At 48.6% G+C, this 22,763-nt stretch carries 21 protein-coding genes; 11 read left to right on the top strand and 10 right to left on the bottom strand.

All coding sequences use genetic code 11. The annotated features are described in order from the left end of the window. Window positions 1–249: 249 nt before the first annotated feature. Window positions 250–450, top strand: a complete 201-nt coding sequence (locus HCN83_RS14375) for a cold-shock protein (RefSeq protein ID WP_168008495.1) — start codon at window positions 250–252, stop codon at window positions 448–450. A 133-nt stretch (window positions 451–583) separates the two neighbouring features. Here HCN83_RS14375 and HCN83_RS14370 read toward each other — a convergent pair whose 3' ends face one another. Then, window positions 584–877 carry a hypothetical protein gene (locus HCN83_RS14370; RefSeq protein ID WP_168008493.1) on the bottom strand — a complete coding sequence of 98 codons (294 nt, stop codon included), beginning with the start codon at window positions 875–877 and terminating at the stop codon, window positions 584–586. 2 nt (window positions 878–879) lie between these two features. Next, on the bottom strand, window positions 880–2,223 hold the full coding sequence (locus tag HCN83_RS14365; protein WP_168008491.1) for a methyl-accepting chemotaxis protein: 1,344 nt from the start codon (window positions 2,221–2,223) through the stop codon (window positions 880–882). A gap of 173 nt (window positions 2,224–2,396) precedes the next feature. Between HCN83_RS14365 and HCN83_RS14360 the strand changes: the two genes are divergently transcribed. The 3 genes from HCN83_RS14360 to HCN83_RS14350 all read left to right on the top strand — a co-directional run bounded on the left by HCN83_RS14360 (window position 2,397) and on the right by HCN83_RS14350 (window position 5,319). Further along, a complete protein-coding gene (locus HCN83_RS14360) occupies window positions 2,397–3,386 on the top strand; it encodes a LacI family DNA-binding transcriptional regulator (RefSeq protein ID WP_168008489.1) in 990 nt (329 codons plus the stop codon). 114 nt (window positions 3,387–3,500) lie between these two features. Beyond that, complete coding sequence (locus HCN83_RS14355; RefSeq protein WP_168008487.1) at window positions 3,501–4,901, top strand: sucrose-specific PTS transporter subunit IIBC; 1,401 nt, start codon at window positions 3,501–3,503, stop codon at window positions 4,899–4,901. Window positions 4,902–5,163: 262 nt separating this feature from the next. Then, window positions 5,164–5,319 (top strand): hypothetical protein, encoded by a 156-nt coding sequence (locus HCN83_RS14350; protein ID WP_168008485.1) that lies wholly within the window; start codon window positions 5,164–5,166, stop codon window positions 5,317–5,319. Between the two features lie 317 nt (window positions 5,320–5,636). Here HCN83_RS14350 and HCN83_RS14345 read toward each other — a convergent pair whose 3' ends face one another. After that, window positions 5,637–7,463, bottom strand: coding sequence for a BCCT family transporter (locus HCN83_RS14345; RefSeq protein ID WP_168008483.1), 1,827 nt, complete (start codon window positions 7,461–7,463; stop codon window positions 5,637–5,639). Window positions 7,464–7,722: 259 nt separating this feature from the next. Here HCN83_RS14345 and csaA point away from each other — a divergent pair, with 259 nt between their 5' ends. Next, a complete protein-coding gene (gene csaA, locus HCN83_RS14340; RefSeq protein WP_168008481.1) occupies window positions 7,723–8,052 on the top strand; it encodes a chaperone CsaA in 330 nt (109 codons plus the stop codon). Window positions 8,053–8,054: 2 nt separating this feature from the next. On the opposite strand, the gene HCN83_RS14335 is transcribed toward csaA, so the two are convergent. The 3 genes from HCN83_RS14335 to HCN83_RS14325 form a co-directional block, all read right to left on the bottom strand. Continuing rightward, entirely contained in the window at window positions 8,055–8,882 is an 828-nt protein-coding gene (locus HCN83_RS14335; protein WP_168008479.1) for a DUF2628 domain-containing protein, read from the bottom strand. A 15-nt stretch (window positions 8,883–8,897) separates the two neighbouring features. Then, window positions 8,898–9,458 carry a flavin reductase family protein gene (locus HCN83_RS14330; protein ID WP_168008477.1) on the bottom strand — a complete coding sequence of 187 codons (561 nt, stop codon included), beginning with the start codon at window positions 9,456–9,458 and terminating at the stop codon, window positions 8,898–8,900. A 138-nt stretch (window positions 9,459–9,596) separates the two neighbouring features. Then, window positions 9,597–10,403, bottom strand: coding sequence for a GerMN domain-containing protein (locus HCN83_RS14325; RefSeq protein ID WP_168008475.1), 807 nt, complete (start codon window positions 10,401–10,403; stop codon window positions 9,597–9,599). Window positions 10,404–10,540: 137 nt separating this feature from the next. On the opposite strand from HCN83_RS14325, the gene HCN83_RS14320 reads away from it, so the two are divergent. Beyond that, window positions 10,541–11,182 carry a hypothetical protein gene (locus HCN83_RS14320; protein WP_168008473.1) on the top strand — a complete coding sequence of 214 codons (642 nt, stop codon included), beginning with the start codon at window positions 10,541–10,543 and terminating at the stop codon, window positions 11,180–11,182. 793 nt (window positions 11,183–11,975) lie between these two features. On the opposite strand, the gene HCN83_RS14315 is transcribed toward HCN83_RS14320, so the two are convergent. From HCN83_RS14315 to HCN83_RS14305, 3 genes are all read right to left on the bottom strand, one after another. Next, the gene (locus tag HCN83_RS14315) at window positions 11,976–12,959 is read right to left on the bottom strand and encodes a glycine betaine ABC transporter substrate-binding protein (RefSeq protein ID WP_168008471.1); all 984 of its coding nucleotides are present in this window, start codon (window positions 12,957–12,959) and stop codon (window positions 11,976–11,978) included. A 68-nt stretch (window positions 12,960–13,027) separates the two neighbouring features. Continuing rightward, window positions 13,028–13,921, bottom strand: coding sequence for an ABC transporter permease (locus HCN83_RS14310; protein WP_205774674.1), 894 nt, complete (start codon window positions 13,919–13,921; stop codon window positions 13,028–13,030). Continuing rightward, window positions 13,914–15,110, bottom strand: coding sequence for a glycine betaine/L-proline ABC transporter ATP-binding protein (locus HCN83_RS14305; protein ID WP_343033744.1), 1,197 nt, complete (start codon window positions 15,108–15,110; stop codon window positions 13,914–13,916). Before HCN83_RS14305 ends, HCN83_RS14310 begins: the two co-directional genes overlap by 8 nt. Window positions 15,111–15,420: 310 nt before the next feature. On the opposite strand from HCN83_RS14305, the gene HCN83_RS14300 reads away from it, so the two are divergent. The 4 genes from HCN83_RS14300 (at window position 15,421) to HCN83_RS14285 (ending at window position 20,159) form a co-directional block, all read left to right on the top strand. Then, window positions 15,421–15,966, top strand: coding sequence for a GbsR/MarR family transcriptional regulator (locus HCN83_RS14300; RefSeq protein ID WP_168008469.1), 546 nt, complete (start codon window positions 15,421–15,423; stop codon window positions 15,964–15,966). A gap of 270 nt (window positions 15,967–16,236) precedes the next feature. After that, a complete protein-coding gene (sigX, locus tag HCN83_RS14295) occupies window positions 16,237–16,785 on the top strand; it encodes an RNA polymerase sigma factor SigX (RefSeq protein ID WP_168008467.1) in 549 nt (182 codons plus the stop codon). Next, window positions 16,782–18,296 carry a hypothetical protein gene (locus HCN83_RS14290; RefSeq protein ID WP_168008465.1) on the top strand — a complete coding sequence of 505 codons (1,515 nt, stop codon included), beginning with the start codon at window positions 16,782–16,784 and terminating at the stop codon, window positions 18,294–18,296. The genes sigX and HCN83_RS14290 overlap by 4 nt, the downstream gene beginning before the upstream one ends. A 120-nt stretch (window positions 18,297–18,416) precedes the next feature. Then, window positions 18,417–20,159 (top strand): ABC transporter ATP-binding protein, encoded by a 1,743-nt coding sequence (locus HCN83_RS14285; RefSeq protein ID WP_168008463.1) that lies wholly within the window; start codon window positions 18,417–18,419, stop codon window positions 20,157–20,159. Here HCN83_RS14285 and HCN83_RS14280 read toward each other — a convergent pair. Continuing rightward, window positions 20,132–21,511 (bottom strand): sigma-54 interaction domain-containing protein, encoded by a 1,380-nt coding sequence (locus tag HCN83_RS14280; protein WP_168008461.1) that lies wholly within the window; start codon window positions 21,509–21,511, stop codon window positions 20,132–20,134. The two genes, HCN83_RS14285 and HCN83_RS14280, sit on opposite strands and share 28 nt — an antisense overlap. A gap of 302 nt (window positions 21,512–21,813) precedes the next feature. On the opposite strand from HCN83_RS14280, the gene HCN83_RS14275 reads away from it, so the two are divergent. After that, window positions 21,814–22,719, top strand: coding sequence for a proline dehydrogenase family protein (locus tag HCN83_RS14275; RefSeq protein WP_168008459.1), 906 nt, complete (start codon window positions 21,814–21,816; stop codon window positions 22,717–22,719). Window positions 22,720–22,763 lie beyond the last annotated feature (44 nt).

The raw sequence follows: 22,763 nt of genomic DNA, 5'->3' as shown, positions 1-22,763 counted from the left end.
TGATAAACTGATGTAGCAAGTGGCAGAACCTCCTCGTGTTTGTCTCGACAACTTTCACGATAAAGGATCTGCCACTTGTTTTCATTTCATCTGCTTAAGTGTCAACTACACTTCGTGGTGATGAGCCGCAATTATGCTAATATCGGCCTTGTACATGTTTGAATTGGCAACATCACCGGCCTCTTGGCACAACCAGGGTACGAATGATTCGCACGATTCAACAAATTTCTTTTAGGGAGGCCGATTAATATGGTCACAGGAACAGTAAAATGGTTTAACGCAGAAAAAGGATTTGGTTTCATCGAGCGCGAGGACGGCGACGACGTTTTCGTTCACTTCTCCGCAATCAACGCTGAAGGGTTCAAGACACTTGATGAAGGCCAGAACGTTGAATTTGAAATCGTTGACGGCGACCGCGGTCCGCAGGCTGCTAACGTATCAGCGGTATAAGCTATAGCGTAAACATCAGAAAGGGGCCCGGAAGCATCTGCTTCCGGGCCCCTTTTTTTCGATACGCAGAAACATATAGATAAACACGTTTTATATTCCCGGACAGGGCACTCCTGCCAAAAAAGCATCGTATCTAAATAAGCTGGAGCACCCTGTCCATACGGGCTTTTCGACAAGCAGAAACGGCTTCACTGGACAGACCGCTGATCGAAATCGTTGCCCGACAGCGTCTGATAAGCGTTGCTAGAATGCCAAGAAACAAAGTATCAATGATGAAGCCTTCCGCTCCTTGAAAGCGAAAATGGCGCGCATGGCGGCTCCCGTATTCTAGAAGATTCCGGCGCATGACGGCTGCTTCTTCTGCAGTCAGTCGCGCCGGGAGCTGAATGTGAATGGTAGTTCCATTATTCGTTATGTTTTCGCTCATCATCATTTTCCTCCTTCTGCTGTCGCAAATCGATTCGTCTGCTCCAGCAGTCCACCTGCAAGTGCGGTCATCTGCTCCGTACTTGCTGCAATTTCTTCCAGTGAACTGCTTGCTTCAGATGAAGCAGAAGCGACTGCTTCAGCATGTTGATCCGTATCGTCTGCAAAAGAACCAAGCTCATCGATAAACGATATAATGGCGTCGGATGAGGCCGTTTTTTCACCGGCGAGAGCTTTGATTTCAGTCATATCGTCAGCTGTTTTTGATACGGCTTCATAAATCGTGTCAAACAGCTGCTTTGTTCTAGTTACTTCCTCTGCGCCGCCAGCGATGGATTGCTCGTTTGTTTCCATCGCTTCCGATGCCAGGGCTGCGGTATCTGTAATGGAGCTGATGATTCCCGTTACGTGCTCAGCTTCGCGGGATGTCTGTTCGGCAAGCTTACGCACTTCATCGGCTACAACTGCAAACCCGCGACCCGCTTCACCGGCTCTCGCAGGCTCTATCGCCGCATTTAATGCAAGTAAATTAGTCTGATCGGAAATTTTCGTGATTGTATCCACGATACTGTTGATTTTGCCTGCATACTCGTCGAGCGACTGCACGTGTATACCTGCCTGAGCTGCATCCTGTTTCATACGATCCATTTTTGAGATAACTTCTTCCAGGCTGGCGCTTCCTTTTCCAGTGAGGGATAGGGTCTCTTCGGCTGCTTTGCCGGACAGGTCCGACCTGGTGCTGATAATCTGAATCAGAGGGGAAAGTTCGAGCAGCGCCTGTGCAGTGCTTTCCACCGACGTTCTGCCTGATGCCGCCTGTTTTCGCATGACGTTCGCACTGTCAGAGACGACAGCTGAACCCGCGCTGATCTCCTCAATCGATGCCGCGTTCTGTTCGGCCTGTGCGGCCGTCTGTTCAGCCGCTTCTTTCACATGTAAAATCGTATCGGACAACGACAGACGTAAGCTGTCAAAAGCACGGGAGAGCTGTCCGATTTCATCGGCTGACCCATTGACGACTTGATGGGAGAGATCCAGTTTTTCTCCCTGGATCTGCTGCATGACGTCGTTTAACTGCTGCACAGGCTTCACTACAATAAAGCGAAGTCCTGTGAAGACAAAGACGATTAAGATCAGTGTATTCACGATCAGCGTGAAGTACGTTTGCATCATATTGCCCGCTCTCGAACCAAACAGATCGAGCGCTCCGGATTCAGCGAGCAGAATTTGTGCATAAGCAACGGGAGCTCCTGCAGCGAGGCTGAATAATGTAGCTCCTATAATGACGAGCGTCATCTTACGGGCAATAGATGACGTCAGCAAGGTTTTTTTCGGTTTTATCGGCACAATAGAAGCCCTCTTTTCATAAAGTTTGTTTAGTTCTATCATCAGGGTTCTTAATACCCAATAAAAATGCATGTTAAGCATTTTTTGCTATGAAGTATCGAAATACCTATCTGGAATCACATGAGATGACAGGGTTTTCATCTTCATGGTAGGATATCTGTGAGGTGAGAGCGATGGTGACGATAAATGATATAGCAGACAAAGCCGGAGTCTCCAGAACGACAGTTTCCAGAGTATTAAACGAATCGGGCTATGTAAGCGAAGATGCGAGGAAGCGTGTCCTTCGAATTATCGAAGAAACAGGATACCGGCCGAGCGAGCAGGCGAAATCACTTCGGCTGAAGCGAACGAAAGTGATTGGAGTAGTGCTGCCCAAGCTGTTTACCGAAACGTCCAGCCGTATGGCGAATGGACTCGATGACGTATTTCAGCAGAACGGCTATCAGATGCTGCTGGCAAGCTCCAACCTTGATCATGAACAGGAGCGAAGACAGCTGCAGCTGCTTGAGAGCAGGAGAGTAGACGGAATTATCCTGACGGCAACAAACCGGGATGATGAATTGCTGCACACCCTGCGGGACATACGAGTGCCGGTTGTGGCGCTTGGACAGGATCTTCCTGAGGTCTCCTCGGTCTATTTTGACGACTATCATGCTGCAGTAGAGTTGGCGGAGCATATGGTTCAGAGCGGACGAAGCAGGATCGGCTTTATTGGAGTCGATGAATCAGATTACGCCGTCGGTGTCCTGCGCAGGCAGGGATTTCTCGATACGATGAACAAGCACGGGCTCGAAGTTCGCCCGGAATGGATGCAAACAGCTGATTTTACGATTGAGTGCGGAAGAGCAGCATTCGAACAAATGACGACTTCGACTACAGAGCTGCCGGACGCTGTGCTTGCGGTGACGGACAGGCTTGCGGTCGGTGCGATGCAGGCTGCAAAGGAAAAAGGACTTCAGGTTCCACAAGATATCGGATTTGCAGGGATCGGTGCTACAGATATGTCCCAGTACGTCACGCCGGCACTCACAACTGTCGATTATAAATATGAAGAAGCTGGCAGGGAGGCTGCTGCGATGCTGCTGCGATCGCTGAAACAGCCAAATGTGGAAAAATCACGAATGGGCTATGGACTTTTGAAGCGGGATAGTTTATCATATTGATGGAATCGATTACACAAGAGGTATATTTTATTTTGCACAATATGGAATCGATTACATGTTCAGGTGATTGATTTCAAAAGCTGCTGAATTTTAAAAAAGAAAGGGGAATGAAGCATGGCTGATGAGAACCGCAGAATAGCGGAAGAACTGATTGAAGCCATCGGCGGGCAAGAGAATATTGATTCTGCTGCCCATTGCGCAACACGTCTTCGTCTCATGATAAAAGATAAGGAAAAGATTGATCAGGAAAAGGTTGAAGAGATTGATAAAGTCAAAGGTGCCTTTTATAACTCCGGACAGTTTCAGGTCATTTTCGGAACGGGTACAGTAAACCGGATTCATCAGGAAGTCATTGCGCTTGGTGTCTCAGAATCTTCTAAATCAGAGCAAAAAGCGGAATCTGCAAAGCAGGGTAACGCCATGCAGCGCCTTCTGAGAACATTCGGTGACGTATTCGTTCCGATTATTCCGGTGCTCGTTGCCACTGGTTTGTTCATGGGTCTTCGTGGTCTTGTTACGCAGGAAGCTGTGCTTGGCTTATTCGGCACAACGCCTGAAGCAATCCCGGACAACTTTATTTTATACACAGAAGTGTTAACGGATACGGCCTTTGCCTTTTTACCAGCATTGATAGCATGGTCGGCGTTCAGGGTATTTGGAGGAAGTCCGGTCATCGGGATCGTTCTCGGTTTAATGCTTGTCAATCCGGCGCTGCCAAATGCATATGAAGTCGGCGAAGGTGCGGCAGATCCGCTTATGTTCTTCGGATTCATTCCGCTGATCGGCTATCAGGGGTCCGTGCTCCCGGCGTTTATCGCAGGTTATCTCGGCGCGAAGCTTGAAAAATGGCTTCGCCAGCGTATACCGGAAGCGCTTGACTTAATCCTGACTCCATTTCTGACCCTGCTGATCATGATTACGGCTGCATTGTTTATCGTCGGACCAATTTTCTCGGCGGTGGAAGCGGCGATTATGGTTGGGGCGACGTTCGTACTGGAGCTTCCGCTCGGTTTAAGCGGACTGATTATCGGTGGTCTCCATCAGGTGATCGTAATCACCGGGGTGCACCACATTTTCAACTTGTTTGAAATTCAGCTGCTGGCTGATAATGGGCTCAATCCATTTAATGCGCTTATCACAGCTGGTATTGCTGCACAAGGTGCGGCAGCTCTTGCAGTCGGTTTAAAAACAAAGGCGAAAAAGCTGAAAGCTATTGCACTTCCGTCTTCTGTGTCTGCGTTTCTTGGTATTACGGAACCGGCCATTTTTGGTGTAAACCTTCGTTACGGAAAACCTTTCGTGATGGGTCTGATCGGTGGTGCAGCAGGTGGATTTTTCGCTGCGCTGTTTAACCTGCAGGCAACAGGGATGGCGATTACGGTTATTCCGGGTACGCTGCTCTACATTGAATCGTTCAGCAGCCTCGTGCTCTATATTTTTACAAACCTCATTGCAGGCGGTACCGCATTCGTTCTGACGTGGCTCTTTGGCTACAACGACGACATGCAGCAGTAGAGGATACTAAACGCTGTTAAATGTAACAAAGGGCCCGGAATCATTATTGATTCCGGGCCCTCAGGCTGTTGATAAAGTCAACTTATTTACATGTTTATTCGATTGATTGTATTTCCTCTCTGTTTACCGAGCCTGCCGTGGGCTGGCCTTCAGCTATTTCTCAGGGTGACCCTGTATGAAGGGAAGAAAGGCACGGCTTCACTCGGACACAGGCTTCTCGCGAGAAGCCTTCAAGACCCAGTCCGGCTCCGCTCGTGCGTTGATGCCGTTCGCAGATCTGAACGGCACTGGATCTTCAGACTGCGCGGCTTCCACTGGCGTCTCCGCCGGACACATCGGGGAAACGGCTCTGCTTCTTGGAGAACAACGCACACTAGGCAGCCGTGACTGTTTTTTCCGTTTATCATGCATTGGATGAAGGACTGGCAGCCCTATTTAACATCGAAACGTCTCATCGGGAAGGTTCTATTCGTATGGAAGTCGATCGTGCCTTCATAACCAGCACATGAAACGCACTGCCAGCTGCCGGCATCGAAGGATCTCGACTCCGGGAGGATCAGAACGAGGCGAAGATCCAGCGCTTCCGACAGCAGGAGGAATCGGTTAGCTGAGGCCGTTCCCTCCGGAAAGCGAGTGTCCGCAGATACAGGCAGATGCAACGTTATTCACTTAAAATGACTTTATCCACACTCTGAGGGCCCGGAATCATTATTGATTCCTGGCCCTTTTTATTGATTATTTCTTCTTGTCGGTTGAATCGGCATCGTCGTCTGACAGATGATCTTCGAATTCTTCCCGAAGATCGTCGTAGATCTTTTCTTTAAATTCTTCATACGCTTCTTCTTTCAGATCATCATAAACTTCTTCTTTCACCTGTTCATAGACTTCTTCTTTTACTTCCTCTTTCATTTCTTCGTAAATTTCGTCGCGGACGTCTTCTTTTAAATCATCACGGACGTCGTCCAATGCATCGTCAAACACGTTTTCTTTCATACCGCCATAAACTTCTTTTTTCACTTCGCGCCGTTCCCGCTTACGCTTTTTCACTTTATCAATTTTCACGTCGCGTGACATCATAATCAAGAGTGAAAATATCATGACGACCATGATGATCGCAAATGGAAGTGCCGCGACAATGGAAGCGGTCTGCAGTCCTTCCAGTCCGCCACTCAACAGAAGCACAGAAGCGGTTCCGGCAATCAGGAAGCCCCAGATGATCTTGATGTAAAGCTTCGGACTCAGGCTGCCGCTGCTCGTCATAGCGCCGAGCACGTAGGAAGCAGAGTCGGCAGAAGTAATAAAGAAAATAATAATCAGAACGATCGCAAGACCACTCATAACCGCTGCAAACGGCAGCTCGCCGAGTGTTGCAAACAGGGCAAGCTCTTCTTCTTCCATGACAAGATCCCCAATCACATCGTTCCCGCCGAGAATCATGCTGAGCGCGGTGCCCCCGAATGTAGTAAACCAAAGAGCAGCCAAAACAGAAGGTACGATGAGAACACCGGCAACAAATTCGCGGATCGTACGGCCGCGGGAGATACGGGCGATGAAAATACCCATAAACGGAGACCAGGAAATATGCCACGCCCAGAAGAAGATCGTATTATTTCCAAGCCACTCGCCGTCGCCGTAAGGATCAAGATCCAGGCTCATCGTGACAACATTAGATAAGTATCCGCCGATCGTTGTGACAAAGTTTTGTGCGATAAATAAGGTCGGGCCTGCTATCACGACAAACAGCAGTAAAACGGCCGCAATGGTCAGGTTAATCGTACTGAGTATACGAATGCCTTTGTTAACACCGGTAGCGGCAGAAAAAATAAACAATACGGTGATAATGGCAATGATCGTCAGCTGTGTGGACGGATTGTTGGCAATGCCGTCGAATAAGTAGGAAAAGCCGCCCGAAATTTGCAATGCACTGAGACCAAACGTGGTCGCTACCCCGGTGGAAGTAGCAAGCACGGCCAGCGTATCGATGCCTTTTCCGAAAGGTCCGTGTGCACGGTCACCGAGAATAGGCTGAAACGCCGAGCTGATTAATGCAGGCTGATCTTTTCGGAACTGGACGTAGGCGAGCGTCAGCGCTACGAGTGAAAAGATCGCCCAAGGATGCAGCGCCCAGTGGAACACGCCGTAGCGTAAACCAGCCGTAGCAAGCTCACCCTCTGTTGAACCGGCAAAGTCCGGGTGAGGGTCGAAGAAGTACAGGACCGGTTCGGCAACGCCCCAGAACACGAATCCTACCCCGATACCGGCAGAGAAAAGCATCCCGATCCAGGTGAAAAAGCGGTACTCCGGTTTCTCATCAGGTTTTCCAAGCTTCAGTTTACCAAATGGACTGATAGCAAGAAAAAGTACAAAGCCAATAATAAAAGCGGTGGAAAGCATATAAAACCAGCCGAAGTTATCAAGTGTAAACGCAAGACCCTGATTGGAGGCGCTCTCTAACGATTCCGGGCCGAGAAACCCCCAGATAACAAATGCAGCTACGATTGGAGCAGAAATATAAAAGACGATACTAGGTTTTTTCGTTTCGTACTGATAATGTTCAGCCATAAGTAGTTAAATCCGCAACAGCGGATCGTTCCCCCTTTTTCTATGTCTTGATCGAGCATGTATGTTATCAGGACGTATCAAACGCATCCTGTCAAATAAGTACAGAAGGGAATATAAAAACATTCCCTAATATAGGACGTAAGAAACCAAACTTTTCATAGTCTTCCTGTTATCACCCAATTCCTGCTGCAGAAAAGCAGGAACATGCCTTCATGGTGTGGAACATACATGAAGCACCAGGAGAAAGGAGGGATTAACGGTGGCGCAACCAGAAGACTTTTTAAAGCTTGATATACGGATCGGCACCATTCGTAATGCAGCACTGTTAGAAAAAGCATGGGTACCCGCAATTAAGATGACGATCGATTTCGGCAGTCTTGGAACACGTCAGTCCAGTGCGCAAATTACCGAACGATATGAACCAGAGGAACTGATTGGCCGGCAGGTAACGGCGGTGGTTAATTTCCCGCCGCGTAAAATCGCCGGCTTTACTTCCGAAGTGCTCGTGCTTGGTGCTGTCCCGGGAGAAGGGGACGTCGTGCTGCTGGCGCCGGACTCTAATGTACCGGATGGCACTAAAATAAGCTGATGCTAGGAGACGGTGATGACAAATGACTGCATGTCGAACAGTTCATCGTCGAGATACACGTCGACCCGGTATTCACCCTCCGGCAGTTCCGGATCCTCAGCGTTGAGCAAGTTTAAGGAGAGCGTACTGCCGGAAAAGAACGGATAAGCCTGGCCGGCAATGCGCTCTTCTGCGCCCAGTCCTAAATAATAGAGCTCGTAGCGCAGTTCGCGGCCGTCGAGAGCTTCTCCAATGTAATACAGCTGGATCATGGATTCATACTTATAAAAAACGGGGTTTTCTGCCGTATCCAGCTCACCGGAAGGCGGCTGATCACCGTCATAAACATAAATTCCGGGATCCAGGGGAGGATTCCAGGCCCAGCTGAACAGAAACAGGGCCGGAGCAGCTGCAATAAGAAGCATCGCTGCTGAAACGATCGCTCCGGCTTTTTTGGACTGTCCTCTCCCGCGAAAGAGCGGTGGAGATGGTCTTCCCGCTGTTTCGAGCTGTGCCATTTTTGTCACTTTCCGCCAATAAACGGCGTTAGCGGCTAAGCCGAATGCTGCATGCAGCAAGAGAATGGGTGCAGCAAGAAAAATGGGCGTCGCAGAAGCCCCGGCCCCCAGATTCAGTAAAGCAGGCAGCAGCGACTCTACCAGGAGAAAAGCAAGGTAAAGGAGAAAATACCCGGCAGCAAGCACGTAAAGGTGACGAGAGGCTGCCCAGACCGGTCCCAGAAAAAATGCTGCCCAGTTCCAGCCGGCAAAGCGGGCTGGATGGGGATGCTGCTTCCATTTCTGTTCATAGTAAGCTGCGTTGTTTCCAAGATAAGGACGGTACTCAGTCATAACAAGCTGTCTCCTTCAGCGGCGAATATGCACATTTCGTCGGGACGTCTGTTCATCGGCTGTCAAATAGGTGGAGCGGCCAAGATAGAGCGGGAGCGGATTCGCTTCCATGTTTGGCAGGCCGTTTTCCTGAAAGCAGGAAGGATCCTGATGAAACTGGGTAATATCAGCAACAAACCAATCATGGTCTCCATACGTGTTTCGGTCAATAACGCGGCATTCGTACGCCACGTAGGCGCAATCGAGCACTGGTACAGGAACAGAACGGCCTTTCTGCCAGGAGAGACCGATTTTCTCTAGTTTGCCTCCATCAGACCCGCTGTATGTACCTGCTTTTTGAATAACGGCAGCGTGATCAGCAGACACAAATTGGACGGCAAAGCTTCCGGATTCTTTCATCAGCCGATGAGAATACCGTTCTTCTGCCACCGCGACTCCGTAAATAGGCGGATCATAGGAAATGTATGAGTGCCATCCGGCGGCCATGATATTGGTTTCTCCTTCAAAAGCGGAGGTGATAAGGGCTACGAGCCCCGGGTAGCTGTGCATCACCGTTTTATTAACTGGCTTTAGCATGCATAAACTTCCTTCCCTGCAGAGGCACAAAGAAAGCTGGTCCAGCCGATCTTCTGCTGGTCCAGCTTTTTTTCGGCTTCCCTGCATAGCCGTATTATATAAGACTTGAAACTGATGATTCAACCATGAGCCTGTATGTTACTCCATTGATTGAAAATCTTCCGGGCTGCCAGCCTGAACGGCTTCATCCAGGTCGGTGTGGCCGAGCAAGGCGCCGGCACTCTCACCGTCTACTAAAATCGAGGTTTCCTCAGCTCCGAACTGCTGCATCATCATGGCAATCTGTTCGAGCAGCATCATTTCACCACTGGACCCAAGGTTAGCATCTTCAATTTCAGGTGAAAATGATACCTCAGCAGACGTGTCATCCAAGGCTACGGACTGAACAGTGGTGCCTTCGGGGAGAAGCGGATAAAGCTCCTCATGAGTTGGTCCGGCCGCCCAGAGCTCCATTGCTTCCATCGCGCCCGCTTCATCCATGCTTACTTCGTTATCTGCTTCCACGCGGTAATTATTCAGCAGTTCCGCGTCAGAAAAATAAAGGTAAAGTGGGGAAATGACGGCTTCCGTTTCATCAGCAGCCTCTTCGTTAGCCTCATCATCATTGGACGCGCTGTTCTCAGCCTCAGCTTCTTCTTCGCTGGATTCGTTCTCGTCACCAGTATTAGCTTCTTCGTTGTTCTCATTGTTCTCAGAGTCAGGTTCTGCTACATCTTCTTCAGCATTGTTTTCATCATCTGCTTCATTGCTGGCATTTGCGTTTTCTTCTTGATTGGAAACGCCTTCTGTATTTTCGTTCAGTTCATCCAAATTTTCTTCAACCTCATTGGCACCACCGACGTTATTGTCTGCTTCATTTTCGTTATTATCCGCTTCGTTTACTCCGCAGGCCGCGGCAAGGCTCAGGGCCATCGCACCAATTACAAACGTACGCATTTTGCGCATGAGAAAACCACCTCTTCTAAATTGTCTTCGTTAAGTTCTTACAGGATTTGTCGTTCTTTCTGGAGAAATGTTACATCCGGTCTCTCATTCGCTATAATCGAGGTTCAGCACATGATTTTCAAGAAGGAGGCAGTCCGTTGAGCAGAGATCGAACAGCACCGGAAATGATTTACGAAGGTCTTATGGTTCTGCTTGCGTTTGCAGCTGTATCCACGATCTGGTTTGAAACAAGGTACGAAGATCCAATCGTCTGGGGCACATGGGGTGTGTTCTTTGTTGATTTCTGCTTCCGCTTTTACCGGGCAGACCGCAAGCTTGCCTTTTTTAAAGATAATCCATTTATTGTGATAGCCATTATTCCGCTTGACGCTATATTTCAGGCTGCCCGCCTGGCCAGAATCCTTCATTTTCTGAGGCTGAAGGTGATGACAAAATATTACGCAAAGCCCGCCATTAAAGTGCTCTCAAAACAAAAGCTGATGTACGTCCTGCCTGGTGTCGTTCTGTTTGTGTTTTTGTGTACCATCCCTCTTTACTGGGCCGAGCAGGAAAAGCTGGCTCATTATGCAGAAGCATGGGCCGGTGCAGCTGCTTCGCTTATCTTTTTCGGGTACGTCTACATTGATCCGGATTCCATCACCGGAAATATCGTGATTGCACTGCTGACATTCAGCGGAGTGATTCTTCATGCCACCGTCCTGCGCTGGGTGTTTGATACAGTCAAAGAAACAAAAGCAGCAAAGGCGGCCGAAGAAAAAGGGAAAGACCTGTTCTCGTAAAGGGAAACGTCTGCAAAACAAAAGCGGAGACAGCTTCATGGAAGACAGAAGCATCAAGCTGAACGGTTATGCTGAATACATATAAGAAGACCCGGCCAGGCTGCCGGGTCTTCTCCAGAGTGTTGATAAAGTCATTTTAGGTGAATAACATTGCATCTGCCTGTATCTGCGGACACTCGCTTTCCGGAGGGAACGGGCTCAGCTAACCGCGTCCTTCTGCTGTCGGAAGCGCTGGATCTTCGCCTCGTTCTGATCCTCCCGGAGTCGAGGCCCTTCGATGTCAGCAGCTTGCAGTACGGTTCACATGCGCGGCTTTGGTTGGCACGAGCTTATAAGATGCAGATGGAACTTATAGTTATGTGACGTTTCAATGTTGAACTGGGAGCCCAGTATTTCAGGAATTCACATTGAAAGCAAAAAAGCAGTCGCGTCTGCCTGTCGTAACGTTTTTTTCATAAAGAAAGCCGTTTCCCGATGTGTTCAGCGGGGGCGCAACAAGCAGTCTGAAGATCCAGTGCCGTTCAGATCTGCGAACGTCATCAACGCACGAGCGGAGCCGGACTGGGTCTTGAAGGCTTCTCGCGAGAAGCCTGTGTCCGAGTGAAGCCGTGCCTTTCTTCCCTTCATACAGGGCCACCCTGAGAAATAGCTGAAGACAAGCCCATGGCAGGCTCGGTAAACAGAGGGGAAATACAACCAAACGAATAAACATGTAAGTTGAAAGACTTTCTCAACAGCCTGAAGAAGACCCGGCCAGGCGGCCGGGTCTTCTCGTAAAACAGAAAAGTATTTTCTACTGAAGGTCTTCGATTGAGTCAATGTCCATGTATTCCGGAACAACGAGTCCAGTGCGTGCACCTTCCAGGTTAGCACCTAGGTCTTCCATGCTGTCACCGTAATCTTCGACGAGGTGATCGTGAGTAAGCGGCAGCCATGCAGCTACCATTGCGTCAGCTTGGCCGTCTGCAACAGCCTGGAACATGAAGTTTGCTTCAAGCGGGTCCATGGATACCTCGTAGCCGAGATCTTCCAGAACGAGTGCGATCATGTTAGTAGAGGCGATTTCAGAATCCCATGCTACGAATACGAGATCAATCTGCTCGCCGTCTACTTCATCAACACCATCTGTCCATTCTGCAACGAGATCTTCGTTTGCATCGATCCACTCACGGGCAGCTTCCTCTTCATCCATGCCTTCCTGGATAGAAACCATGATTTCTCCCATGTCATCTTCAGACCACTGGAAGTTATCCAGTACCTGATACGCTTCCGGCATATCCGATTCGAGGTCTTCACGTACGAATGTGTGAATGTCTTCTGCTTCACCGAAAACGCCTTCCGGATCATCAAGGAACTTCAGGTCGTACTCGGAAAACTTCCAGTGCGGCGTCCAGCCGGTAACAATAACAGGCTCTTCATTTTCAAATGCGTCGCCGAGCGCCTGCGTCATCGCAGCGTCGGAGCTTGCGGAAATGTCCCAGTCGCCCAGGTCATAAACTTCAAGCGCATCTTCTGCAGCAGACATGATACCGGCACCAGCATCAATACCTGTGATCGTGTAATCTAAATCTTCACCGTAGTCAGCGCCTGATGCTTCCTCATTGTTGTCTGCGTCATTGTCTGCTGCGTTGTTTTCCGCTCCGTTATTCTCTTCAGCAGCATTGTCAGCATTGTCGTTTCCAGCAGCGTTGTTGTTTTCTTCTGCGTTATCTCCGCAAGCTGCAAGCAGCGCTACAGATAAACCAGCAGCAAGACCAAACTTGTGCATCTTTCTCATTGTAAAACCCTCTCCTTTTATAAATTGTTTTTCTATCTATATTACCTTTTTGAGAAAAAGGTTAAAACCTAAGCCTGACGCTTCTCAGGATTCAGAGCCTGAGTAAGGCGGTCGAGAATGATGGCGAGGATAACAAGGCTGATACCAGCTTCAAAGCCCATCGCCATATCGTTTCGTCCGACAGCGTAGTACACCTGTCGTCCAATACCGTCGGTTCCGATCATGGCCGCAATAACAACCATGGAAAGAGCGAGCATGATTGTCTGGTTGACACCAGCCATAATCGTGACCTTTGCCATCGGCAGCTGCACTTTAAACAGCTTTTGATTCGATGTAGAACCGAATGCGTCTGAAGCTTCAATCGTTTCCTTAGGCACCTGGCGGATACCAAGGTTTGTCAGCCTGACAGTAGGCGGCATCGCGAAAATAACGGATGCAATAACACCTGGTACGATTCCGATACTGAAGAAGGCGACTGCCGGGATCAGATAAACGAATGCCGGCATCGTCTGCATGAAGTCGAGAATCGGCGTTACTATGTTGCGGACAACATCATTTTTAGCCATCCAGATGCCGGCCGGCACACCGATAATAACTGATATTAAGGTCGCGGTGATGACAAGCGACAGGGTAAGGATCAAATCATCCCAGTAATCAATGCTTTCAATGAATAGAAGCCCAAAGAAGATAAGAATTGGAAGACCAAACTTTCCCGTCTTTCTGACGAGCATATAACCGATCACAGTCAAAATAAGAATGAGCACGATCGGCGGTATCAGTCCGAAAAAGCTGTTCAGTACGCCGGTGGTCCAGCCGACTGAGTTACGGATTCCTTCAAAGATAAATTCAAAGCCCTCTGCATTTCGAAGCCAGTCTACAAAGTTTTCGGCCCAGGTTCCGACCGGCAGACGCGGCAGAAAGTCAAGAATTGCATCAAACCAGTCATAAATTGTTTCACTCAACGCTGTTCACCTCTTTTCCTGATAATGCCGAGAGAATTTTACTCCGGATAACGATACCTTCCAGTTTGCCGCTTTCGCTCGTCACAGCAATCGGCACGGTGGAACTGGACGTCATCTCAAAAAGATCGTGCATCGGAGTGTCCAGGCTGCACGTCGGCACCTCATTCTGGAGGTAAGGTGTAATATCGCGTTCTTCCCGTTTTACTGCATCTGCGATATCAGGAGCATGCACAATACCCTGAAGCTCCCGGGATCGGTTTACTACGTATACCGAGGAAATGTTTGCGTCACGCATTCGCTGCAAAGCAACCCGAGGACCATCCTTTTCAGCGTTAACCGTCTCAGGGCGCGTCATAATGTGCTCTGCTGTATACACTTTAGAGCGGTCCACGTCTTCGACGAAACGTGCTACATAATCATCTGCCGGATGCATGAGAATATCTTCCGGCGTTCCGATCTGTACGATAGCGCCGTCCTTCATGATCATTATACGGTCGCCGATGCGCAATGCTTCATCCAAGTCGTGCGTAATGAAAATAATGGTCTTTTGCATAGATGCCTGCAGATCGAGCAGTTCATCCTGCATGTCTTTTCTGATCAATGGATCCAAAGCGGAGAAAGCTTCGTCCATTAATAAAACATCTGGGTCATTAGCAAGCGCCCTGGCGAGACCGACACGCTGCTGCATACCGCCGGAAAGCTGATCCGGGTACTGATCCTCATAGCCCTCCAGGCCAACAAGCTTAAGAGACTCGAGTGCCTTCTGGCGTCGCTCCTCTTTCGGCATCCCCTGAACCTCGAGACCGTACTCTACGTTAGAAACGATCGTGCGGAATGGAAATAAACCAAACTTTTGAAACACCATGCTCATTTTTTTACGGCGTACTTCTCTAAGCGCCGAATCGTCCATTTTAGCTAAGTCATCGCCGTCGATCTGTATCTGACCTTCCGTCGGATCAATCAGACGGTTCAGCAGACGGACGAGAGTAGACTTACCGCTTCCGGAAAGTCCCATAATAACGAAGACTTCTGCTTCGTTCACGTCAAACGTTGCACGGTTGACGCCTACCGTCAGCCCGGTTTCCTTAAGTATTTCATCTTTCGACTTCTTTTCCTTTAACATTTCAAGTGCTGGTTTTGTCCGTTTTCCAAAAATCTTGGAAAGGTTACGCACTTCGATTTTAGCCACGTCTGCCACCTCTTTTCATTTTCATGGTTTTTCACACTCTTTGCAACCTTTGGCGCATGGAATAACATGGAACTAGGTACAAAGCAGTTGAAATCACACCTTGCTCACTATACGCATCTTTTTCAATTCCTTCAACTGTTGTGGAGAGACATAATCAAGGATAAAGTTTGTACAGAAAAAACTGTACAAAACTGACGCGCTGATATCTTTATAATACTACAAAATACTCGCGATAAGGACGCAACCTTTCGTTTTAACAGTTCTTTTCTCCGTGCTACTATGAGAAAGGTGTATAAAGGAGGCTGCTCTCATGGACTTTGAAGCAAAACTGGATCAGGCCCGATCCAGGTTTACAAACGAAATAGCGAACAATATCAGTCTCTATGATCTTCCTGCTTCGATTGGCAGGCTGTACGGGACTATCTTTTTTTCGGAAGACCCGGTTACGCTCGATGAACTAAGCCGCCAGACGGGAATGAGCAAGACGAGTATGAGCACGGGAGTGCGAACACTCGCGGATGCAAACATGATTGAAAAAACATGGCGTAAGGGAGTTCGCAAGGACCTGTATCAGACTGATCCGGACTGGTATAAGTCGTTCTCGACTGTATTCATTAAACGGTGGAGTGAGGCGTCAGAGCTGAATCTTAAAGCACTTCGCATCGCAAAAGCAGAGCTTGAAGAGGTTCGGGAGAAGGCGGGGGCAGAAATCGCTGAACGGGCGCAAGCTGATATCGACAAACTCGAAGCTGCCGAAGCATATTATGAATGGCTTAATGAAGTGATTTCTTTATTTGAGACCGACAAAATCTATGAGCTGGTGCCGAAAAAAGAAGTGCCGGCTAAAGACGTGTAAACCATTTGTCCTTGTGGATGAATGGTTTTTCTTTGGCGGTCTGCCTGCTCTGCGGAATTATTTCCCGGCACCGGACCGGTATCTGATACAATAAGCATGTGAAACGAATGAACATTGTTTCACGTATGTAATAACCGGCTTCAAAACATAATTAATCGGGTTTCCTCATATTTAAAAAAAGAACTCGTAAACGCATACATAAATTCTTCAGCACGTTGTAACACAATCAGCGCGTAAGCGACTAACTATATGACACAGGGAGGGAATATTGTGAGGGAGGAGTTTGAACGGCTTTACACGACCTACCACCAGCAATTATTCCAATATTTATTTTACCTGGTCCGAAGCCGTGAAACGGCAGAGGAACTGGTTCAGGAAGTATATATAAAAGTTTTGCATTCTTTTGAAACGTTTGAAGGAAAAAGCAGTGAAAAAACATGGCTCTACTCCATCGCAAAACATGTTGCAATTGACTGGATACGCAGACAGTCCCGAAAAAAGCGTAAATTCGAAGGCAAGGAATACGAATGGAGCGAACGGGAGTTTGAAATCGAGGACAAGCAGCCGCTCCCTGATCAAATTGTTGAGCAGCAGGAAGAAATTCAGCAGGTGTATCAAATGCTTGAAAAGTGCACGAAAGATCAGCAGCAGGTGATTGTACTCCGTTATGTGCAGGCACTCTCGATTGCTGAAAGTGCGGAGATTCTCGGGTGGTCGGAAAGCAAAGTGAAAACGACCCAGCATCGGGCGATCAAAGCGCTGCAAAAGCATCTGAAGGCACACGAAGATGTACAGGAAGGAAAGGAGGAAACGCAGTGAGCAGAAGGAAATGGTCAGAGGATGATATTGAAAAGACACTGACGAAGCTCCCGAAAATTGAAGACAGGCGCTCCAAAGACGAGCTGTTTCAGGCAGTAGAAAAACAGCGCGGCGGAAGAATGCCGTCCAGGATGGAGCAGCGGAAGCGTCAGTGGTTTTTTCCGGCCATGGCTTCGGCAGCCGCCGTTCTTCTCGTCGTGCTCATGATCCCGTCATTTATGAACAGCGGTATGTTTATGAGCGGAGATGACATGAATTCCGCAGAGCAGAATAACATGTCGACTATGAGTGAATCGGACTTGCAGAACGACGCAGCAGATCAGGCAGGCAACGAGAACACCGACAATGCAGATAACGATCCTTCCAACTCAGCTCCGCAGAACGATGGAGCAGAGGAAGAAGGCGCTGACATACAGGTGAATCAGGAAGAAGAAGCTGCGGACAATGATCCGGTAAACACGTCTCCGGGAGAGGCAGATTTGAGCGATAATATTTTAAACAATGAGGAAAACAACGGGAATGGCATGCAGGAAGCACAGATTGATTACGGGTATGAAGAAGAAGGTACAACATACGTGACGGCAGCTGTGGAAGAAGAGAATGGATCACTGGTTACGCTGACGCCTGAAAGCGGTACAGGTCTTACAAAAGCTGAGGCCGTTACAGAAGCATTGGCAGCAAGCGATCCGACAGAAGAAGAGGGTGTCTTCAGCTTGCTGGAGTCGATTGAACTTCACCAGCCTGAAGAAGGAGCCGTCAGTCTCTATTTTGAAGAGGGAACCGATTTCTCGAGCCTTTCCAGCGCCCAGACGGATTATGCGCTTGAGGTGCTTCAGGAAGTACTGTCCATTCATCAAATTAATCAGGTGTATTTCTTTGAGGGAGATGAACCGCTGGAATTCGGTCCGGTCGGAGAAACAAACGTATCCCTTTCCTTGATGAACCGCGGTTTTTATCAGGTTGAAGGCAATCTCGTCAGTGCCCGGCAGGCTGGTGCCCCAATGACAAACGGAGCTGGAGAGCCGCTGACGTTTGATGAAACGATTGAAGAAATGGCAGCTTCGGAAGAAGAAAGCTACAGCTCGATCGTTCCTGAAGAAGTGACAGTCAGTGATGTTCGGTACGAAGACGAAACGGCTTTCGTGTTTTTCAGTGACGAAGGGGCACCAGAAGAAGATTTCCAGCTGTTCAAGCAGGCTGTGGAACTGACAGCTAAGTATTTCACGCTTGATACCGTTCAGTTTGTCAATAACGAAGAAGAAGAAGTAACAGTCATTCCGCTTCAGCTGCCTGAAGAAAGCAGCGATGGGGACGAATCTAATGAGCCAGTCAACAATTCAACTGGAAATAATGAAGCGGTGAATGAGGAAGAACCGGACGAGCCGGATAACAACGCGGAAAATGCTGAAGAAAATACAGAGAATGTTAATGAAAACGTGAACGAAAATGACGAAAACGTGGAAGAGTCAGAAGAAGACGAAAATGAGAACGATAATGATAATGAGTCATAAAGATAATCTGAGCCGCCCCGATCAGTGGGCGGCTTTTTAGCTGTGAAGAAGCAGCAGATCCGGACAGATGAAAGAACGAAAGGTATAATAAAGACAGAAATGAAACGGGGAGTGGCGTATATGGCGGAGCAAAAGCCTTTTACATGGCGCAGATTTTACGAATTAATCCGAATGACGAAACCGCCGGTATGGATTTTAGCCGCTGCACTTATTCTCAGCCTGTTTGAGACCGCCGTAGGCCTGCTTATTCCGCTCTTCACTCAGCAGATTGTCGATTCGGTGACGGCAGGCGGTCTTGAAACAGGTATGATTGTGCTCTTTTTAGGTCTGTTTCTGCTTCAGGCAGCTGGGAGCGGTGTATCTATGTATTTGCTTACGTATACCGGCGAGCATATTGTCCGGGAGCTGCGAAGCCGGATCTGGCACCATATTCTGCGCCTTCCTGTCGAATATTTTGATAACGTTCAAAGCGGTGAAACGGTCAGCCGCCTGATCAATGATACCGGAATTGTGAAAGGGCTGATTACGAGACATCTCGTATCTGCGGTGACCGGTGTATTGTCTATGACGGGTGCGGTTATTATACTGCTGTGGCTTGATTGGCAGATGACACTTGTAATGCTGACGGCGGTTCCAGTGATGCTGTTCATCATTATCCCGCTTGGCAGAAAAATGTACCGTATTTCTAAATCTCTGCAGCAGGAGATGGCTTCTTACACAGCTGTACTCAGCACGGTACTTTCTGAAATCAGGCTCGTTAAAATGTATACGGCAGAAAAACACGAAAGACAGCGGGGTGAAACGCGTACGAAAGAACTTTTCCGCTACGGATTAAAAGAAGCAAAAGTGCTTGCGATCCTGCATCCGCTCATGATGCTTGCGATGATGCTGATGCTCGTCTTTATCATTGGCTTTGGCGGAGTCAGAGTGGCGGCCGGGGCATTAACTGCAGGTGAGCTCGTTGCTTTCATCTTATATCTCTTTATGATTATCGTACCTGTGAGCCAGTTTTCTTCCTTTTTTGCAGAGCTCCAGAAAGCTGCAGGAGCAACAGAGCGAATCCGCGGACTTCTCGATGAACCGGAAGAACCGGAGGCTTCCGACAGTCAGCCGCCTGCAAAGCTGCAGCCGCTTTCGATGGAACAAGTATCGTTTGCTTACGACCGGGAGCCGGTAATTACTGATGTGTCCTTTAACGTACCGGCAGGCAGTGTGACAGCGGTAGTCGGGCCAAGCGGAGCGGGTAAAACGACACTGTTTTCATTAATAGAACGATTTTATGAGCCGGGAAAGGGTTCGATCCGCTACGGGAACGATCCGGTGACAGTATATCCGCTGCGGGACTGGCGGCGGAAAATCGGCTATGTCTCGCAGGAAAGCCCGCTGCTTGCCGGTACTATTCGTGAAAATCTCATGTACGGACTCACGGAAGAGCCGCCGGAATACCGCTTCTGGGAGGTGCTGGAAGCAGCCAATGCTTCATCATTTGTTCAGGAGCTGCCTGACAAGCTTGATACGGAAGTCGGCGAGAGGGGAATTCGTCTGTCGGGAGGTCAGAAGCAGCGAATCGCGATTGCACGGGCGCTGCTGCGGGATCCGGAAGTTCTGCTTCTGGATGAGGCCACGGCAAGCCTCGATAGCCAGTCGGAAAAACAAGTTCAGGAAGCGCTTGAGATTCTGATGAAGGGAAGAACGACGATCATCATCGCACACCGCTTTTCAACGATTTCAGGAGCGGATCAGATTATTGTTATGGAAAACGGGCGTGTAACCGGCAGAGGGAGCCACCGTACGCTGTATGACAGCCACTCTCTCTACCGAAAGCTCGCGGATCATCAGCTTTCTGCCGTATCCGGGCGCTGAATCTTCAGTTTTTTGAGGCGGTATTGTAAGCTCTGGCGGCTCAGTCCAAGCATGTCGGCAGCACGAGTCACATTCTGGTTTGTGCGGCGGAGTGTTTCCTCCAGGTACATGCGTTCACTGGCCTCGAGATGTTCTTTCAGGCTCTTTTGCGGGTGCTCATCAGACTCGGCTGGGCGAGGTTTTTCTTTACTGAACCGCATACGCATATGACCGGGCAGGTGATAAGGCTCGATTCTGCCTGTATCATGCATCATATTCATTGCGCCTTCAATGATATGCTCGAGTTCACGGACGTTGCCAGGCCACTCGTAGGCATGGAAAAGATAAGCAGTTTCTTCTGCAAGCCCCTCAACGCTTAACTGAAACTGCTCATTAAACAAGGAAATAAAATATCGGCTCAGAACCGGAATATCGCGGATTCGTTCCCGGAGAGGAGGGACTGCGAGCGAGACAACGCTCAGCCTGTAGTATAAATCGGGACGCAGCCGACCCTCCTGCATGGCGGTCAGCGGATCTTCATTTAAGACTGCAATAATTCTCACGTCGACGGGAACATCCTTCGTGCCGCCAAGCCTGCGTACCGTTTTTTCCTGAAGAATCCGGAGGAGTTTGGCCTGCATCGGCGTCGAGAGCGAGTTGATCTCATCAAGCAAAAGTGTTCCGCCGGCTGCCTGTTCGAACAGGCCGGCTTGTCCGCCCGCTCCTGTATAAGCTCCTTTTACCGATCCGAATAATATTCCTTCCATTAAAGATTCAGGCAGCGCAGCGCAGTTTTGCGCGATAAAGGGTCCGGAGGCTCGCGGGCTTTCTGCATGAATACTCTGAGCAAACAGCTCCTTTCCTGTACCGGTTTCTCCGTAAAGCAAAACGGATGAATTTGTTCGCGCAGCCTGCCTGGCCCGCTGCACGGTTTCCTGCAGCGGAATGCTTTCTCCGACAATCCGTTCAAACGTAAATCGAAGACTGTCATTTCTTTTTCTGCGCGCCATCCTCTCGAGCTTCGTAATATCCTCTGCAATTTCAACTGCCCCTGCAGAAATACCATCAACTTCAATCGGAAAAATATCGTTTATCGTTGTGATTTCTTTACCTTTAAACGTAAAATACGTTTGCTTTTCGCTTTGAAAGGACTTGCCGTACTTCAAAGCCTGCAGCAGTCGGCTGTCTTCTTCTGAAGCAAACATAAAAATATCCATAATATTTTTACGCAGCACTTCCTCTTTATTCATTCCCTCGATTCGGGACATTTTTTCATTATAAATAAGTGATTTGCCATCGCGGTCCACGATGTGGATCCCCGCGTCAAGCTGATCAAGCAATTGTTTGTACACAGCGGGCATTTCAGGAAGCATCGTTATTCCTCCATAAACAATCTTTATTTTATTCATCATATAGGGAAAGGTCATCCCGATGCAAAAAAAATTTTCGCAAAGGTGCAAATTATCATGGCACTGCAAAATAATTTGTTGAAATATCGAGTGAAAAGGCTTACAGTACGAGCTTTTGTAAGTTGGCATTGTTTTTGCATTAATTAAGGCAGTGACGGCGTTCCACGGTTGAAAAGAGCCAGCAGCGGGAAAAGTACCATAAGCAGCTTTTGTCCATCAGTGTATGTTCAGCCGGACCAACGAGAAGAAAGGGGATGACCTTCCTGATGATTACACGTAATATATTTCTTTTTCTTGCCCAAAATGATTTTGTGAAAAACAGGGCAGAAAAATGGGGACCTAAATTCGGAGCGAAATCTGTAATAGCCGGAGAGACAATTGACGAGGCGATGGAAACAGCCCGGAAACTAAATGAAAAAGGATTGTCTGTCACGGTTGATCATCTTGGTGAATTCGTTTACAACAAAGATGAAGCGATCGATGCCGCTGATTACTGCGTACGCACGCTTAATGCGATGGCGGAAGCAGGGGTCGACTGTAATCTTTCTTTGAAGCTGACGCAGCTGGGACTGGATATTGACAAAGAGCTATGTCTGTCAAACATGCGAATGATACTGGATACCGCAAAAGAGCACAGCAATTTTGTCCGCATTGATATGGAGGATTATTCCCATCTCGATCCGACACTTGAAGTGCTTCAGGAGCTGCGCCGCGACTATGATAACGTCGGAACAGCGATTCAGGCTTACTTATTCAGGGCAGAAAAAGATATTGACGATCTTAAGGGAATGAACCTGCGGCTGATAAAAGGAGCGTATAATGAACCGCCTGAGGTAGCTTATCAAAAAGCAGATGATGTATACCGCAATTATATGAATATCATTAAGCGTCATATGCTGAACGGCAGTTATGCAGCAGTGGCGACACACGACCATAACATCATTGCCGAAGTGAAGCAGTTTGCGGAAGAGAACAATATCAGCCGCGATCAGTTTGAATTTCAGATGCTTTACGGCTTCCGTACCGATATGCAGGAGCAGATTGCGTCGGAAGGTTATAAGATGCGCGTATATGTACCGTTTGGCAACGACTGGTACGGGTATTTTATGCGCCGGCTTGCAGAGCGTCCGCAAAACATCACGTTTGCCGTACGCGGCTTGCTTTCCAAATAACAAAATAAGAGGAGCCGCTTTGCGAGGCGGCTCCTCCCCTGTGC

Source organism: Alkalicoccus luteus, assembly GCF_012034335.1.
GTDB classification, from domain to species: domain Bacteria; phylum Bacillota; class Bacilli; order Bacillales; family Salisediminibacteriaceae; genus Alkalicoccus; species Alkalicoccus luteus_A.
Note: the sequence above shows the minus strand (reverse complement) of the source record. Positions and strands in the feature narration are given on the sequence as shown.